Origin of the sequence: Vibrio sp. S12_S33 (genome assembly GCF_963889785.1) — a bacterium.
Taxonomy (GTDB): Bacteria; Pseudomonadota; Gammaproteobacteria; order Enterobacterales; family Vibrionaceae; genus Vibrio; species Vibrio aestuarianus.
The window spans coordinates 63,772-81,546 of sequence record NZ_CAWPQZ010000007.1 but is presented as its reverse complement, the minus strand read 5'-3'; the positions used below and the strand labels follow the sequence as shown (position 1 = coordinate 81,546).

12 protein-coding genes are annotated in these 17,775 nt (G+C 45.2%); 7 read left to right on the top strand and 5 right to left on the bottom strand.

What is annotated here, in order from left to right; translation table 11 throughout:
* Nucleotides 1–76 precede the first annotated feature (76 nt).
* The 3 genes from recC to recD all read left to right on the top strand — a co-directional run bounded on the left by recC (nucleotide 77) and on the right by recD (nucleotide 9,574).
* On the top strand, nucleotides 77–3,529 hold the full coding sequence (recC, locus tag AACW06_RS05395) for an exodeoxyribonuclease V subunit gamma (protein ID WP_192074312.1): 3,453 nt from the start codon (nucleotides 77–79) through the stop codon (nucleotides 3,527–3,529).
* A 301-nt stretch (nucleotides 3,530–3,830) separates the two neighbouring features.
* Nucleotides 3,831–7,448: an exodeoxyribonuclease V subunit beta gene (gene recB, locus AACW06_RS05390; protein ID WP_192074311.1), complete on the top strand. Its 3,618-nt coding sequence runs from the start codon at nucleotides 3,831–3,833 to the stop codon at nucleotides 7,446–7,448.
* Nucleotides 7,445–9,574, top strand: coding sequence for an exodeoxyribonuclease V subunit alpha (recD, locus tag AACW06_RS05385; RefSeq protein ID WP_192074310.1), 2,130 nt, complete (start codon nucleotides 7,445–7,447; stop codon nucleotides 9,572–9,574). The genes recB and recD overlap by 4 nt, the downstream gene beginning before the upstream one ends.
* A 199-nt stretch (nucleotides 9,575–9,773) precedes the next feature.
* Here the strand turns inward: recD and AACW06_RS05380 are convergent, their stop codons facing one another.
* Nucleotides 9,774–9,953, bottom strand: coding sequence for a hypothetical protein (locus tag AACW06_RS05380; RefSeq protein ID WP_192074309.1), 180 nt, complete (start codon nucleotides 9,951–9,953; stop codon nucleotides 9,774–9,776).
* Between the two features lie 432 nt (nucleotides 9,954–10,385).
* Nucleotides 10,386–11,723 (bottom strand): amino-acid N-acetyltransferase, encoded by a 1,338-nt coding sequence (gene argA, locus AACW06_RS05375; RefSeq protein WP_192074308.1) that lies wholly within the window; start codon nucleotides 11,721–11,723, stop codon nucleotides 10,386–10,388.
* 230 nt (nucleotides 11,724–11,953) lie between these two features.
* Between argA and AACW06_RS05370 the strand changes: the two genes are divergently transcribed.
* From AACW06_RS05370 to csdE, 4 genes are all read left to right on the top strand, one after another.
* The gene (locus AACW06_RS05370; RefSeq protein ID WP_238336639.1) at nucleotides 11,954–12,343 is read left to right on the top strand and encodes a DUF2850 domain-containing protein; all 390 of its coding nucleotides are present in this window, start codon (nucleotides 11,954–11,956) and stop codon (nucleotides 12,341–12,343) included.
* A 62-nt stretch (nucleotides 12,344–12,405) separates the two neighbouring features.
* Nucleotides 12,406–13,518 (top strand): murein transglycosylase A, encoded by a 1,113-nt coding sequence (gene mltA / locus AACW06_RS05365; RefSeq protein WP_192074339.1) that lies wholly within the window; start codon nucleotides 12,406–12,408, stop codon nucleotides 13,516–13,518.
* 148 nt (nucleotides 13,519–13,666) lie between these two features.
* A complete protein-coding gene (tcdA, locus tag AACW06_RS05360; protein ID WP_192074306.1) occupies nucleotides 13,667–14,476 on the top strand; it encodes a tRNA cyclic N6-threonylcarbamoyladenosine(37) synthase TcdA in 810 nt (269 codons plus the stop codon).
* A 5-nt stretch (nucleotides 14,477–14,481) separates the two neighbouring features.
* Nucleotides 14,482–14,907, top strand: a complete 426-nt coding sequence (gene csdE / locus AACW06_RS05355; RefSeq protein WP_192074305.1) for a cysteine desulfurase sulfur acceptor subunit CsdE — start codon at nucleotides 14,482–14,484, stop codon at nucleotides 14,905–14,907.
* A 77-nt stretch (nucleotides 14,908–14,984) separates the two neighbouring features.
* Here csdE and csdA read toward each other — a convergent pair whose 3' ends face one another.
* Genes csdA through panE form a run of 3 tightly spaced genes read right to left on the bottom strand, consistent with a single transcriptional unit; the run spans nucleotide 14,985 to nucleotide 17,682 of the window.
* Nucleotides 14,985–16,196 carry a cysteine desulfurase CsdA gene (csdA, locus tag AACW06_RS05350; protein ID WP_192074304.1) on the bottom strand — a complete coding sequence of 404 codons (1,212 nt, stop codon included), beginning with the start codon at nucleotides 16,194–16,196 and terminating at the stop codon, nucleotides 14,985–14,987.
* Nucleotides 16,196–16,795 carry a DJ-1 family glyoxalase III gene (locus tag AACW06_RS05345; RefSeq protein WP_053310879.1) on the bottom strand — a complete coding sequence of 200 codons (600 nt, stop codon included), beginning with the start codon at nucleotides 16,793–16,795 and terminating at the stop codon, nucleotides 16,196–16,198. The genes csdA and AACW06_RS05345 overlap by 1 nt, the downstream gene beginning before the upstream one ends.
* Nucleotides 16,792–17,682, bottom strand: a complete 891-nt coding sequence (gene panE, locus AACW06_RS05340) for a 2-dehydropantoate 2-reductase (protein WP_192074303.1) — start codon at nucleotides 17,680–17,682, stop codon at nucleotides 16,792–16,794. Before panE ends, AACW06_RS05345 begins: the two co-directional genes overlap by 4 nt.
* Nucleotides 17,683–17,775: the final 93 nt, after the last annotated feature.

The window sequence follows — 17,775 nt, the reverse complement described above, 5'->3', positions numbered from 1 at the left end:
AGATAAAAATCTCAAGTATAGAATGCACTTATGCTAATCTCAGTCCTAATTACGGCGAGAAAAGCGTGAGTGCATTTTGTTTACTGTTTACCATTCCAATAAAGTCGATACTTTAAAAATTTTGTTAGTGCATTTAATTAAAAATGCGCCGCTGGTTAATCCATTTGAAAAAGAGCAGATTTTGGTACAAAGCCCTGGGATGTCGCAGTGGCTCAAAATGGCACTGGCTAAAGATTTAGGTGTTGCAGCCAATCTTGAGTTTCCGCTACCAGCGACCTTTATTTGGGATATGTTTACTAAAGTACTGCCTAATGTGCCAAAGCGCAGTGCATTCAACAAAGAAGCCATGACGTGGAAGTTGATGCACTTGCTGCCAACGCTGCTCACTCACGCCGAATTTGCGCCTTTACAACGTTATCTTGACGATGATGAAGACCAATCGAAGTTGTATCAACTGGCAGAAAAAATAGCCGATATTTTTGATGGTTATTTAGTGTATCGCCCCGACTGGATTGCCAAGTGGGAAGCCGGGGAAACGGTCAGCGAGTTAGGTGATGAACACCCATGGCAACCTATGCTGTGGCAAGCCTTATACCAATACACATTAGAACAAGGTCAGTCGCATTATCACCGCGCCAATTTATATAAAAGTTTTATTGAGCAATTAGCAAGTGGTGCTTTGGATATCTCCACACTACCTAAACGCTTGTTCATCTTTGGCATTTCCTCCCTGCCGCCGCGCTATATGGATGCGCTTAAAGCTTTAGGTGAACATATCGATGTACATCTCATGTTTACCAACCCCTGCCAACACTACTGGGGGGAAATTCGCGACCGAAAAACCCTCGCCAAACTGCAAAGTCAGCAGCGTAAACAGTTTGCCTTACAAGGCAGTGATGTTCGATTTGAAGGTGAGCGTTCGCCACTCAAAGGTGATATTGAAGCTAACCTTGTGGATGAACTGCATACTGAAGCGGCGGTGGGCAATGGCTTATTAGCGTCGATGGGCAAATTGGGGCGTGATAACCTTTATTTACTGTCTCAAACTGAAAACGAAGAGCATGACTTTTTTATCGATGTGCCACGTGACAGTTTATTGCATCAACTGCACGCCGATATTTTACATTTAGAAGAACATCAAGACGATGACAGGCTTGAAAGTAGCACCCATAAGCAAGTGATTGCCCTAGGTGATCCTTCCTTAACCCTTCATGCTTGCCATAGCCCAATGCGTGAAGTAGAAGTGTTGCATGACCAACTGCTGGCGATGTTTGATAGCGATCCTGAACTGAAACCACGCGATATTATTGTGATGGTGGCGGATATCAACGCCTACAGCCCAGCCATTGCTGCGGTATTTGGTAACGCACCGGGCGAGCGCTTTATTCCTTATTCCATTTCGGATCGCAGTGCCGATCAAGAAAGCCCGATCTTGGCCGCATTAATGCAGTTAGTCAATTTGCCGCACTCACGCTGCCTAGCGTCAGAGCTGCTTGAGCTATTAGAAACGCCAGCCATGATGGCAAAATTTGCGTTGGATGAACATGAATTTGCTCAAGCTAAACTGTGGGTGGAAGAGTCGGGTATTCGTTGGGGGCTTAACGCAGCCACGGCGCAACAATTTGAATTGCCACACACAGAGCAAAATACATGGCAGTTTGGCATTGAACGTATGTTGCTCGGCTACGCGATGCCAGAATCTGTAGGGCTTTTTGAGCAAGATGAGTGTGCACTGGCGCCTTACAATGAAGTGCAAGGGATGGGCGCGGAACTTGCTGGTAAACTCGCGTACTTTATTGAGCAAGTGAGTCATTATCGCGAACGACTGGCTCAAACCCAAGCTGTGGACGAGTGGCGAACTGTACTTGGTGAGGTGCTTGAAGGTTTCTTTAGCGTTGAGTTAGAAGGTGAAATGGCGCTCAAGTCCATCCGCGATACCTTGTCGCAACTAAAAGAGCAACTGACTGATGCAGGTTATGAACAAGCTCTTGCACCCAGTATTATTACCCAGTACCTGCAAAACAAGCTGTCAGGTACACGAGTCAGCCAGCGCTTTTTAGCTGGGCAAGTCAATTTCTGTACATTAATGCCAATGCGCTCTATCCCTTTTAAAACAGTTTGTTTGCTAGGGATGAATGATGGTGTTTATCCGCGCACCATGCCAGCGGAAGGATTTGATTTAATGAATGGCCGTACACGAGCAGGCGACCGCTCGCGACGTGATGATGACCGTTATCTGTTTTTGGAAGCGATGCTCTCGGCGCAGCAGACGTTATACATCAGCTATGTGGGGCGCTCTATTCAAGATAACAGCGAGCGTGTTCCCTCGGTGTTGGTATCAGAGCTTTTAGAGTATTGCCAACAAAACTATTGTCTCGAAGGGGATCAAGAACTCGGCAGTGATCAATCTGGTCAAAGGTTAGTAGATGCGTTAATGATTACCCATGCCATGGTGCCATTTAGCCCTAACGCTTTTTTGAGTGAAACGGGCAGCTATGCCAAAGAGTGGTTACCTGCGGCCAATCGCCAAGGGCAAGCCAGTGGTCAATTTAATCGAGCGCTCGATAATTACTTGTTAGATGCAACCTATCCATTAGAGTTGGATCTGGTTGAGTTGCAACGTTTTTGGCGCTTGCCAGTGCAGTATTTCTTTAATCGTCGCTTAAAAGTGACCTTTGAACCACCACTACCGGTGATGGAAGATGATGAGCCTTTTGTTTTAAACGGCCTTGAAAGCTATCAATTACGTGACGCCTTGTTAGAGGTACTACTTGAACATCCAGATTCGCCACAAGCACTGGATGACTTTACTAAACAACAGCGCGCGCAAGGCAAATTACCGATTGGTGCTTTTGGTGAGTTGGAGTTTGAAACCAACCGTGTGCAAGCACAGGACTTAGCTGAAAAAATCACTTTCTTATGTCAATCGCCAATTGATGATCAAGAAATAGACTTATATTTTGATGTTCTCGGTGAAGGCAAACGTGTGCATCTGACGGGGTGGTTAACCAAATATTACCAAACTGGTCTTGTGCGTTACCGCAGCGGTGCTATTCGTTCGCAAGATTACCTCGCAGCGTGGATCGATCACCTTGCTTTAGCTGCGATGGGCAAATGTCAGCCAACGCATGTGATTGGCTATGACCGCAAAGAGGGGGCGCAACACTTAATCTACCCACCAATGCCAGATGCCGAACAAGCTAAAAGCTTGCTCGCAGAACTGGTTTGTCTGTTTTACCAAGGCATGACTGAGCCACTAGCCTATTTCCCGAAAACTGCGTTAGCCAGCATTGAAGCGGGTTTTAACCGAGGAAAATGGATTGAGGATCAAGATAAATCGCTGAAGAAAATGGCGGAATGTTTTAATGATGGTTATATGACAACGGGAGAAGGCGGTAATGTCTATATTGCGCGAATTTGGCCACAATGGAGTGATGAACTTGCTCAACAAGTGCATCTATTGGCAAGTTTAGTGATGCAAGGTCCAAGGTTGTGGATCAAAGATGCAGCTGATACTAAACGTGATTAGTTTTTATGACTATCGCTTTGGTGTTTGTGTTGAGCAGTGTAATAAGAAGCAAGGTGGCCGCCAGTAAATCATTATTGTGTAGGGCGTTCGCTGTACGGCCACAGGTCAGAGGGACCATTATTCGGTGGGTTAAAGTAACTCTGTAGGTTCACTCAACTCGTGGCGCGGATGGTAAAGGCTGCTAGCAAGGCGAACCGTGAGAAAGATCGCACAACTTCTTAATTAATAAAATATTTTCGATTATTCATACAATTATTCAAGCGTGATCACACTCGCTTGCGCATTCAAAGGCTAACCGTTTATGAGTATGACCTCGACAACAGTCGCAACACCACTGGAAACTATGACCTTCCCATTGCATGGAGCAAGGTTAATTGAAGCCTCGGCTGGTACGGGAAAAACCTTCACCATTGCGGGTTTGTATTTGCGCTTGCTGCTTGGACATGGGAGTGATGAATCACGCCACCAAGCACCTCTGGCGGTGGATCAAATTTTAGTGGTGACTTTTACTGAAGCGGCAACTGCCGAGCTGCGTGCCCGTATTCGTGCCCGTATTCATGATGCGCGAATTGCCTTTTCTCGTGGTTGTAGTGATGACCCAGTGATCCAACCGCTGCTGGAGCACATCAGCGATCATAAACAAGCGACTCAAATTTTACTGCAAGCCGAAAGACAGATGGATGAAGCCGCTGTTTATACCATTCATGGCTTTTGCCAACGGATGTTAACCCAAAATGCTTTTGAATCGGGCAGTCGTTTTAATAATGAATTCGTTACCGATGAAAGCCATCTCAAGTCGCAAGTAGTTGCCGATTATTGGCGCCGTCAATTTTATCCGTTACCGATCAACCTGGCTGCGGAAGTTCGCCGTTTGTGGTCATCGCCAGCGGTCTTGCTTGAAAAAATAGGCGGCTACCTAACGGGTTCACCGCTTAAGTTGTCCATTGATGCCATGCAAGGTGACTTGGCGGCGCTCTATCAATCGTCTCTTTCTCGCGTTGAAGCACTAAAGCTGCAATGGTTGGCTGTGTGTGATGAATTTGAAGCGTGTATCAATGAGTCAGACTTACACGCTGCGACGAAAAAAGCGCTTCACAAACGACTGGTTTTCTTGGCGCAGTGGGCGAGTAATCCGAGCCATGAACTGAGCGTACCTACAGAGCTACAAGAGTTTGCTCAAAGTGCGTTGGATGCTAAATCTAAAAAGGGTAACCCTCCACAGCATGCAATGTTTACCGCTATTGATGACTTTCTTGCAATCCCGATCAGTATAGAAGCGCCGCTGCTGGCGCACGCGATTACTCATTGCCGAGCGATGCTTGCCAAATCGAAGGCACAAAAGCAGTGGTTATCGTTTGATGATCTGTTGACTCAGCTTTCTGCTGCAATGGATAACGATGAACTGGGTTTGCTGGCTGAGCGCATTCGTACCCTTTACCCAGTTGCGATGATCGATGAATTCCAAGATACCGATCCACTGCAATACAGTATTTTTAGCCGTATTTATCTGCCTAAAACCGAATGTGGTTTGTTTATGATTGGTGACCCCAAGCAGGCTATTTATGCGTTTCGTGGTGCAGATATTTTTACTTATATTAAAGCGCGAAAACAAGTGAGCGCGCATTACACCTTAGGCACCAACTGGCGATCAAGCGCTGATATGGTTAAGGCGGTGAATCAAATTTTCACCACAGCCGATAGCCCATTTATTTACGACCAGGATATTCCTTTTTTGGCGGTCAACGCGAGCCCGAATGCAGAAAAGCGTCACTGGTGGCTTAATGGAAAAGCCCAACCAGCGTTAACCTATTGGTTGCAAGCAACAGAGGATAAACCGCTACCCAAAGGCGAATACCTCAAATGCATGGCGCAAGCGTGCGCAAGTCAAATTCAAACCATTTTGACAGCAGCACAACAAAAGCAAGCGTATTTTGAAAATGGGAAAACGCAGAAAACCGTGCAGGCAGGGGATATTGCGGTATTAGTGCGAACTGGTAATGAAGGGCGAATGATCAAAGAAGCATTGGCAAAACAAGGTATTGCCAGTGTGTATTTGTCGAACCGAGACAGCGTGTTTAGCAGTGCCGTTGCGCAAGATTTACAACGCGTGCTGCAAGCGGTCCTGACGCCAGAAAACGACCGTGCTCTACGTGCCAGTTTGGCTTCGCAACTTTTTGCTTTAGATGCCGCCAGCCTTGATGATTTAAACAACGATGAAATGGTGTGGGAAAACGCGGTTAACGAATTTAAAGAATATCGCAAATTATGGATTGAGCGTGGTGTGCTGCCGATGTTGCGCAGTGTGATGAGTAAGCGCCATATTGCCGAGCGTTGGCTTGAAGAAGAGGACGGTGAACGTGCACTGACTGACTTCATGCACATTGGCGAATTGTTACAACAAGCGAGCCAAGAAATCGATAGTGACCACGGTTTGCTGCGTTGGCTCGCGCAAGCCATCAGTGATGCGGAAAATGGCTTAGGTGGTGGTGATGAGCAAATTCAGCGTTTGGAATCTGAACGTAATTTGGTACAGATTGTCACCATCCATAAATCAAAAGGTTTGGAATATGACTTGGTCTTTTTACCGTTTGTGGTCAGTTACCGAGAAGCCAGTGAGGGCAAATATTATGATGCTGCGAATGATGAAACCGTACTCGATATTACGGCCTGTGATGCCTCGATTAAGCAAGCCGATAAAGAGCGTTTAGCTGAAGATCTACGCTTAATTTATGTGGCATTAACTCGCGCCGTCTACGGCTGTTTTATTGGCATTGCGCCGCTGCGAAATGGTCGATCAACCAAAGAGCCGACGGGCGTCCATTTAAGTGCAATAGGCTATTTACTGCAAAATGGGCAAGAGGCGGGTATTGCCCAATTGAGCTCTGCATTGAGTGCACAGGTTAATGAGCAAGTGGTGATTGAAGAGCCGCCCGCTCCACAGGATCAAATGTTTAAAGCATCCGATGGAGCAACACCGCTCTTAACGGCTAAAACTCTGCAAGCACAGATTGATCGCTTATGGCGCATTACCAGTTATTCAGGACTGGTCAAACAAGGCTCGAAACATGTTAACCATGACGCGACCCTTGAAATCTCAGGCTTTGATATCGATTCTGCCGACGAGCAAGATGAAGCCTTATTACTTGAGCCTGAACGTTCCATTTTTACCTTCCCACGCGGTGCAACGCCAGGCACTTTTTTACACTCATTATTTGAAGAGGTCGAATTTACTGAGCCTGCCAGTAGCGATGCCAATCAGCAAGTAATCATGGAGTTGATGCAACGAGAGCAAATTGAACTCGAGTGGCTACCAATATTACAAACGCTGGTGGATACGGTGTTAGATACGCCCTTAGATGGCAAAACACTTCGTTTGAACCAAAAGAGCGCCGAGCAGCGTTTGGTTGAAATGGAATTCCTCTTGCCGATTGAAGTGCTCACCGCTCCAGCGTTGAACCGTGTCATTCAGCGCCATGATCCTTTATCAGCGAAAGCGGGAGATCTCGGATTTTATAGCGTACAAGGTATGCTGAAAGGCTTTATTGATTTGGTGTTTGAGCATCAAGGTAAGTATTACGTATTGGACTGGAAATCGAATCATTTGGGCAATGAAGTGGCGGCTTATCATGGCGAGCGTCTAAAAGTGGCTATGGCCGATCATCGCTATGACCTGCAATATCAAATTTATGCGCTAGCACTGCATCGTTTCTTACGCAGTCGTTTAGCGAACTATGACTATCATAACCATTTTGGTGGCGTCTATTATCTCTTTTTACGCGGCATGGATGGTGAGTCTGAACATGGGATTTTCTCAACCAAGCCCAGTTTTGAACTGCTCGATGAGATGGATAGATTGATTGATGGAGAGGTGATTGATGCACGTGCAACTAACGCTGGTCAAATGGAGTTAGATCTATGAAACTCACTTTGATGATGACACTTAAGCAGCTAGCAGAGAAAGGCTCACTTCGCCAATTGGATTATCAATTTGCTCGCTTTATTGAGCAAAAAAGTCGTCAACAATTCGCCACAGAGCAAAGTGAAGCGTTAGGTTTTATCGCCGCTGTAGTAAGCAGTGAATTAGCCAAAGGACATATCTGTTTATCTTTAACGGAAACTTCCTCAGCGCAAGGCATTGACCTTGCAGCCAAGTTGGGGCTGTTTGGTGAAGCAGCAACGTTGCTGAATCAACAATTACTGACGATTGACTGGCTTGAACTGTTGAAAACGTCGTCGTTGGTAGGCGAGCGCGGTGAAGCGGTACCATTAATGTTTGATGGGCAGCGATTATACCTGCACCGTTATTGGCATTATGAAGTGACTTTGGCTGAGCGTTTAACAAGCTTTGGAACACCAATGAGCTTAAAGCCTACCGATGTACAAAAGCTCAAATCGTTGCTCGATATATTGTTTGCTCGCCAGTATCATTTCTTGTTCAACGCACTCGTGAAATTACCCGATACCAGCAATGCGGTAGTACGTCAGCAATTGGTGTGTGATTTTCTCGATGTTATCGCAGTTGATGAGCTCGATTGGAGTGCTATTGATCGCGTTGTTAGCTCGGCTAGTAGCGTCAGTGAATTGTATTCATTGGAGGAATTAATTCCGCAGGCTTCGTGCGTTAATTGGCAAAAAGTTGCGGCCGCTGTGGCATTAACTCGTCGCTTTGCGGTCATTTCTGGCGGGCCGGGAACCGGTAAAACCACCACGGTCACCAAACTACTGGCCGCCTTGATTACTCAAGCCCTGCAACACGGTGAAACGCCAACCATTAAGTTAGTGGCTCCTACTGGTAAAGCCGCGGCGCGTTTAACTGAATCGATTGGTAAAGCAGTGTCAGAACTTGCGGTCGAACCGCAGCTCAAAGCTGCGATTCCGACCGAGTCGAGTACTATTCATCGCTTGTTGGGGGCGATTCCAAACAGTGTTGAATTTCGACATGATCAGCGCAACCCATTACACCTTGATATTTTGGTGGTTGATGAAGCCTCAATGGTCGATTTGCCGATGATGGTCAAATTGGTTGATGCACTACCCAAACACGCGCGCTTGATTCTACTGGGGGATAAAGATCAGCTTGCTTCAGTCGAAGCCGGAGCGGTGTTGGGTGATATTTGCTCATTTTTAGACTACGGCTATAGCCGCTTACATAGCCAGCAATTGTCACAGCTAACGGGATATCAACGTTTAACTTTGAATGCTCATACTCAAGAAAGTCATGTTTCAGATAGTTTGTGCATGCTGCAAAAAAGCTATCGTTTTGATGCGCGTTCCGGTATTGGTCAGCTTGCTAAAGCGATCAATGCTGGGCAACTAGCCATGGTCGATGAAGTCTTCAAACGCGATTATGCCGATATTACACACCATTCGCTCAGTAGCGAAAGCTACAACCTCATGTTGCAAACCTTAGTTAAACAATACGGCCGTTATTTGACTCGTATTGATGAGGTGGTGATTGATAGCAGCACCAAAGTACCTGAGACTCAAGCACAAAAAGCTAAAGCTGTGCTTGATTGTTTTAATCAATGCCGATTGTTATGTGCAATTCGGGAAGGTGATTTTGGGGTTACCGGGCTAAACCAACGCATTGAACGTGCATTAGCTGCGCGTAAGCTGATCAAAGCTCAAGATGAGCTGTGGTATCACGGCCGTCCAGTGATGGTGACGCGCAATGATCATGGCTTAGGGCTTTACAACGGTGACATTGGGATTTGTATGCGCGATAGCAGCGATGAGCAGCAGCGTCTAAAAGTTTATTTTGAATTACCTGACGGCAGTGTAAAAGCGATTTTACCAAGCCGAGTGCCCGAACATGAAACGGCCTACGCAATGACCATTCATAAATCACAAGGCAGTGAATTTGATTTAACCTTGATGATTTTACCACCTGACTTTAGCCCGATCCTAACCAGAGAGCTTATTTATACAGGGATCACACGGGCTAAGAAACAATTAATGTTATTTGCTGATATGACAACCATGAAGCGAGGGATCAGAGTCAAAACTGAGCGCGCGAGTGGCTTAGTGGTAAGGCTAAAGAATTAATTGAAGTTAATATACCCTTTCCACTTGAAGTGACAGCGGTATTGGCTACATTCGTTCACCCCAATTACATAGTTTATCTATGCTCATGGGGATGCACTCATTTGCCGCCTACCTGCAACTTCAAGTAGTTTGGGTATAGCACCAGAAAATGTTTACTGCATTTTTTGGTGCGTGAATCTGTTATTTTTCGAGCGCTAATTTACGCAAAGGCATGAGTGAATGAGATATTCTTTATCTTGTAGCGGTCTTGAGAGCTGAGAATAAAGCCTCGTAGTTTGCTGTTTGCTGGGAATACGCAGTGGACATTGTGTCCTTCGAGAAACTGGTGGTCTCCCATATCCCAAAAGCTTTGTGGTGAGTTACAAATGATTGTTTTCATAGAGTTTTGCTCTTAAGTACGTGAGTAGTAAAAGCAATCCGTGCAAGCCATTTAGTCTCTTGTTCGTTAAAACCTCTGTATAAGTCAGCGCATGATCGTGCGGGCTAACAGCGGTTATAATTTATTGAGATCTACATATGAAGCCAAGTTCCTGAGTCGTTTATTAAACATACACATCTAATGACGTCGGCTGATTCTACACACAATAATTAGGTAAATAAAGTACCTATTTACGAATGACGCAGTGCAAACGTTTGCATTTGATTGTATGTGTTTATTTAACCGGATTATCCCCTTCCTATTTAAAGTTGCAGCGGTGTTGGCTACGTTTGCTCACCCCAATCACATTGTTTATCTATGCTCATGGGGATTCACTCATTTGCCGCCTACCTGCAACTCCAAGTAGTTTGGGTATCGTAGATAAAACTGACGTTAAAGGTGCAGGACTAAAATTTTTGAACGACGCTGATAGTTGTACAAACTTTGCTTAGCAATCGGCAATGATTCCACACCAACCTCATTAAAACCTTGTTCTCTAAACCAGTGTAAACTGTGTGTTGTCAGTACAAAAAGCCTATCTAGACCCATGTTCTTTGCCTGTTGCTTCATGTGGTTAAGCAATAATAGTCCACGGTTGCCATCTCGATATTCCGTATGAATTGCCACGCAAGCCATTTCAGCCATCCCTTCTTCTGGGTACGGATAAAGCGCAGCGCAACCAATCAGCAAGCCATCTTTATCTATGATGGTGAATTTATGGATCTCTTGTTCTAGTTGTTCACGAGAACGACGTACTAAGATGCCTTGTTCTTCTAGAGGACGAATGAGATCGAAAATTCCTCCGATATCGTCTATTTGTGCCAAGCGCACTTGTTCAGCGCTCGCCATGACAATTTGTGTACCAATACCATCAAAAGAGAACAGTTCTTGAATCAAAGCCCCATCTTCTTTGTAGCTAATTAAGTGACTGCGCGGTACACCAGCTCGACATGCAGAGACAGATGCCCTTAAAAAACGCAGCGTGCCAGAGCTGCTGTCTTGAGAGTGGTCAATGTCGGTTTCCAAACGTTGTAGTAGTTGTTCAACGTCTGCGGGAAAGAGTTCGGCAATCGCATTACCTTGTTCATCGATGATCCCTTGTTCTGAACAAAAACCGATGAGTTTCTCCGCTTTTAGTCGTATGGCGACTTGAGTGGCCACTTCCTCTGAAAGTAAGTTGAAACACTCTCCAGTAACCGAGCTAGCGATAGGACCAAGTAACACAATAGAGCCTTGGTCTAGCATGCGATTAATGCCTTCAATATCAATACGGCGAATACGGCCACTGTGGCAATAGTCGACACCATCATCTATACCCAAAGGTTGAGAAATGACAAAATTGCCACTAACGACGTTAAGTTGGGTACCGGCCATGGGGGTGTTGTTTAAGCTCATTGATAAACGTGCGGTGATGGCATGCTGCAATTGTCCTGCAGCCTGCATAACTAAACTTAATGCATCTTCATCGGTGACTCGAATACCTTTATGGTAAGGCGTGGTGTAGTTGTTTTTTGCCAAAATATGATTGATCTGTGGGCGAGCCCCATGAACCAATACAATTTTCACCCCTAGGCTATGAAGAAGGGCGAGATCACTGATGATATTGGTAAAGTTCTTATCAGCAATGGCTTCACCGCCTAGCATAACAACCATGGCTTTACCGCGATGGGCGTTCACATAAGGCGCAGATTGTCTAAAACCTTTAACGAGAGCAGTACTACGAATCTTCACTATAAAAACACTCTTAATGTTTATTTATGCTTTTATGGTGACTTTTTATTCCTTCGTCAGCAAGCGATTTTTTGAGTTTGCTGCAATTATTTGAGATCTGATTTTTACTGTCATTCTTAATGGGTTAGAGTATTTGCAGTACAAAGGCTTACAGTGATCAAAAGAAGATTTAGAGCCGAGATAAAATGATAAAAGATCAACCCATAGATCTAGTCACGCAGGAGACTCATTTGCGTAGAATAATGGTAATAGAACGAGTATTAATAGTATTAGCATTAATGGGAACGGTTGTTGTTTTCTCTTTATATGGTGATATTTTTTTTCGTATCTCAGATTATTTAACCCCCAAAGAACAGGTATATGGTATTTGGGTTGAGCAAAATGTCGCCCCCTATGCCGCTAAACATATTGAGTTGGGTAAACAAGGTGTAATGAGTGATGGGCGAGTCTTAGCCACTTCTTTTGATTTTGATGGTCGTTATATTGAGTATCAAATTGGTGATGAACACTATCGCTACAAAATGCTCAATGAAAGGTATTCTGAAATGAAACTAGTGTCGTCAGAACACTATAACCCAACCTTTCAATTGTCAGGGAAACACAAAAAAAACCTTCGCTAACAATTTGCTAATTGCGGTTTGGGTGGGAGTTTGTCATGCTTCCAGTTAATGAAAAATACTGGATGACTCCTGTGATTAAACCCATTCTTCCTTTTGTCGTTATCACGCTTTTAGCCGGTTGTGCTCAACCAACCGATCGCGCACAGCAATATAACGGTGGTGAATTTCCGCAAATACTCAATAAGACGACGGTTATTGATTCGAATACGCCTCGTGATTTCACCGAGTTTTCTAAGCAAAGTGAGCAAGTGATTAGCAACTCACCGTCGATGGCTGCAATTTATCAACCTTTATACGAGCAGATTAGTGAGTGGGCACTGCAAAGTGGTGAGCCTAAAGATCTTGCCAATTTTGGTATTCAAGCTGCGCAATTAGGTGGTGGTGACAAACAAGGTAATGTGCTTTTTACTGGCTATTTTTCTCCTGTAATGGAACTTCGTCACTACCCTGACGCGACCTTTAAATATCCGGTTTACTCCTTACCGCAATGCGATATTGATTGTCCAACGCGAGCGCAGATTTATGATGGTGCTTTGGCTGGCAAAGGGTTGGAATTAGGGTATGCCGCGAACTTGATTGACCCATTTATTATGGAAGTTCAAGGCAGTGGTTTTGTGCATTTTGAAGATGATGATAGCTTAGAATACTTCGCTTACGGCGGCAAAAATAATAAAGCTTATGTCAGTATTGGGCGTGTGTTGATTGATCGTGGTTTAGTGCCACGAGAGAAAATGTCCCTCAAAGCTATAAAAGAATGGGTACTTGCTAACGATGAGGTGACAGTGAAAGAGTTGCTTGAGCAAAATCCATCGTTTGTCTTTTTTGAACCACGAGCCGCAGCGCCTGTGACTGGCTCTGCTGGTATCCCATTATTACCGATGGCGTCAGTGGCGGGGGACCGTTCTATTTTCCCAATGGGTACGCCAATTTTAGCCGAAGTGCCACTATTGAATGCCGATGGTACTTGGAGTGGAGCGCATCAATTGCGTATTCTTATTGTGTTAGATACTGGTGGTGCGGTGAAGCAAAACCACCTAGATTTGTATCATGGCATGGGTGAACGCGCTGGAACTGAAGCTGGGCACTACAAACATTTTGGCCGCGTTTGGAAGCTCGGATTAGAAAATTCACCGACACAAGCTCCTTGGGCATTACCACCAGAAAAGCTACAATAGCGGCGTGACTACCTTATGATGATTTGATGAAGCTGAAGCGTTGTTAACGGGTGATTCAAGTCACTCACAGGGAAGCTAGACTTTTAAATAAAGAGTGCGTATAAATCGCACTCTTTGTGTTTTTATCGATTTAATCGGACTTCTATTTATGCGCGAACTCGATACCCCAGCCTCTGATAACTACAACCAACGCTTTGGCGGAACGCGTCGCCTGTATGGCAATCACGAGGTGGATATTCTACGCGCCGCTCATGTGTGTGTGATTGGTATTGGTGGCGTTGGGTCATGGGCTGTCGAGGCGTTAGCCCGTACTGGTATTGGTGAGTTAACTTTGATCGATATGGATGACGTTTGCGTGACCAATATCAACCGTCAAATTCATGCAATGAGCGGTACGGTTGGGCAAAGTAAAATTGAAGTGATGGCTGAGCGAGTAAAGCTGATTAACCCAGAGTGCGTGGTGAACTTAATCGATGACTTTATTACTCCAGATAATCAACATCAATACTTGAGTAAAGAGTTTGACTATGTGCTTGATGCCATTGATAGCCTGAAGGCGAAAGCTTCACTGCTTGCTTATTGCCGTAGTAATAAAATCAAAGTGATTACGGTTGGGGGCGCTGGTGGTCAGGTTGACCCGACACAAATCAAAGTGGCGGATTTAACGAAGACGATTCAAGATCCGCTAGCCAAAAAATTAAAAGATACGTTGCGTCGCCAGCACAATTTTCCGATTAACCCTGCGCGTAAATTTGGTATAGATTGTGTTTTCTCCACTGAGCACCTTAAATATCCGCAAGCCGATGGTAGCGTTTGTGCGGTGAAATCAACCGCGGAAGGACCGAAACGGATGGATTGTGCTAGTGGTTTTGGCGCGGCAACGGTCGTGACGGCGACTTTTGGTTTTGTTGCAGTGGCACGAATTGTTGAAAAGCTAATTCAGAAACATAAGGTGTAACGGTCATGAGTACTTTCCCTAACTCGCCCTTTGGTTGTGATATTAGTTCCGAGGATATTGTCGCCACTATGCAAAACTTCAAAGGTTGGGAAGACCGCTATCGTCAAGTGATCCAGTGGGGGAAATTGCTTCCTCAAATGCCTGAAGCGTTGAAATCTCAACAAGTGACGGTTGCGGGCTGTGAAAGCCAAGTTTGGCTAGTTAGCGAAGAAATCGATGGAGTTTGGTTTTTCTGCGCCGATTCAGATGCCCGTATCGTGAGAGGTTTAATTGCACTCGTGATGGCTGCTTATAACGGTAAGCGTTCTGAGCAAATTCAATCATTTGATATTGATGGCTATTTCGACAAGCTCGGTTTGATCGCTCACTTAAGCCCTTCACGTGGCAATGGTTTGAAGGCGATTATCGAGAAGATAAAAAGTGTCGCTTAGTACTATCTATTTAACAGTACTATCTATTTAAAAGTATTCCCTATCTAAAAATACTCCCCTAATAAAGGGGGAGTGCATTACAGCATATCGACCGCTTTGGTGAGCGCAGCGATCAATTTTTCTACATCTTGCTCGCTGTTGTAAACACCGAACGAAATTCTTATTGTTCCCGTTAAACCTAGTGCATCCATTAGCGGATGAGCACAATGATGTCCCGCTCGAAGTGCGATACCTTGTTGATCAAGTAGAGTGGCAATATCTTGATGGTGAACGCCTTCCATCACAAAACTAATCACACTGGCGTGGGGTTGATAACCAACCACGCGAATATCATCGAGCTGTTGCAGTGCTTGGTAAGTGAGTGCTTGTAAATGATGCAAGTGTGTTTCAACCGCTTCTCGATCACAGCCTTGATACCATTCAATCGCTTTAGCCAGTGCAATGGCTCCGGCTACATTCGGTGTGCCTGCCTCAAATTTACCGGGAAGATCGGAATAAGTGGTACCGTCAAAGGAAACTTTCTCGACCATTTTGCCGCCGCCATGCCATGGTGGCATGGATTCAAGCAGAGACAATTTGCCGTAAAGTACACCAATACCCGCTGGAGCATAAAGCTTATGCCCGGAGAATACGTAAAAGTCAGCCTGTAATTGCGCCATATTAACTGACTCATGAACAATACCTTGTGCGCCATCAACCACTACAATGGCACCCAGTTGATGCGCCTGTTCAATCACCGCTTCGATCGGTTGGCGCGTGCCAGTTACGTTGGTGACTTGAGCGATTGCCACAATTTTCGTTTTGTTCGTGAGTAGTTTATTGAAAGCGTGTTGATCAAAGTGACAGTCTGCTGTCATTGGGACTTTAATGACTTTAGCACCAGTCTGCTGTGCGACAATTTGCCAGGGAACAATATTGGCGTGATGTTCCATCTCACTGACTAAGATTTCATCACCTACTTGCAGGGTATTACGTGCATAAGTTTGCGCGATGAGGTTTAACGCCTCTGTTGCCCCACGAGTCCAAATAATTTCTTTACTTGATTGTGCGCCAATAAATTGCGCCACGCTATCGCGCGCGGCTTCAAATTGACTGGTGGCTTGAGCCGTTAAACTATGGCTGCCACGGTGTACGTTCGCATTTTGTGCGCTGTAATAGTGGGTGAGGGTATCAATCACTATTTGTGGCTTTTGCGTTGTGGCGGCACTGTCTAAATAAACCAGAGTTTCTCCATTCACCGATTGTTTTAACGCAGGAAATTGTTCGCGAATGGTTTGCACGTCAAACATTATCGTTCACCTAACTCGTGATAATGCAGCGTTGGCAGCGTCACCATTGGCTCTGCAATTGACCATGCATGCGCTTTACCAGAGAGTAAAATGATGATCTCCATAGCGAATTCAAGCGCCGTTCCTGGTCCTTGGCTAGTGATCAACTTGTGGTTTACATCAAGGGTTACGCGTTTATCTCGCCATAAATCGGTGGGAATGTGCTCGCGAAAAGCAGGGTGCCCAGTCATGATGGCTTGTGGGAAAAGCTGATGATGCTGAAAGACCAAGGCGGGCGTAGCGCAAATAGCGGCTAACCAGCGACCATCATAATGCTGCTGCTTGATCATTTCGATTAACAGCGGGCTGTCGCGAAAAGTCTCTGCGCCACCAACACCACCGGGTAGTGCAATCACGTCAAATTCTTCATCTGCCACATCTACCAATTTGCAGTCTGCGGTTAACGTTACTCCGCGAGAGGCTTTCATTGTTAGTTGTCCGTCGAAAGCGGCACTGGCTACAACGACTTGGTAGCCCGCTCTGACCATCATATCGATGATGGTGATCGCTTCCATCTCTTCGCTGCCCGGTGCTATCGGGACTAAAATTCGTTTGCTCATTGGCTTTCCCAACTGTGTTCTATCTGTTTAATGGCGTGGTATAGCTTACTATTTTCTACTGTTGCGAGTTGGTGTTTCTCAGCTTTCTTTAATAAATAGCCAGTAATAAAGTCTATCTCGGTTTTCCGTTGATAGAAAATATCTTGATGCATTGAAGAGTGGTTCACGGCAGTGGCTTGAATCACCTGTTGAACCTTAGTTAGGAGCGATGACGGCATGACCGAAAAACCTTCAGCGTTCATCACAGAAGCCACTTCTGCAACAATATCCTCAAGTTGCTGTTGGAAGCGCTGATTGGCTAAATCACCATTGCGACATTGCTCTAACGCGGTAATCGGATTAATTGCGCAGTTAATCGCAAGCTTATGCCATAAGGCCTCTTCAATGGTGTTATTCCACATAACTTCTGGTAATGCATGTGCAAGGACATCCACCAAAAACTGGCATTGTTCGCCTTTGGTGTTATAAGCCCCCAATTGAGTCACACCTTTACCGGTATGTAGCACCTGATTGATTGATGGTTTTAATGCGCCGTGAGTAGTCGTGGCTAATAGCAATGGAAATTCACTAATTAAGGCTGCAATGTTATCCACCGCCCCCATACCGTTATGCATAAATAGTAAAATAGTGTCGCGGTTTAATTGCGCTAATAGAGGGAGCAGTGCTTGTTCGACTTGCCATGCTTTGACGGTAATCAGTAATAAGTCCGCCTTTTTTAAGGCGTTACTATCACAATAAGGTAAGCTCACGGTTAGGTTGTTATCTTGGATAATAGAGAGGTGTTGATGTGGTGCTCTTCCCCATAAAGAGACACAGTGCCCCGCTTGATGAAGTTGAGTTGCCCACAGTAAGCCGATAGCTCCCGGACCAAGCACGACAATATTCATGATACCTCTCTATTTTTGACTTTGCGCCAAGGATAACGAGGTAGAAATGGAAAGCAATAAAAATGGCGCTCAAGAGCGCCATTTTTAAAATAC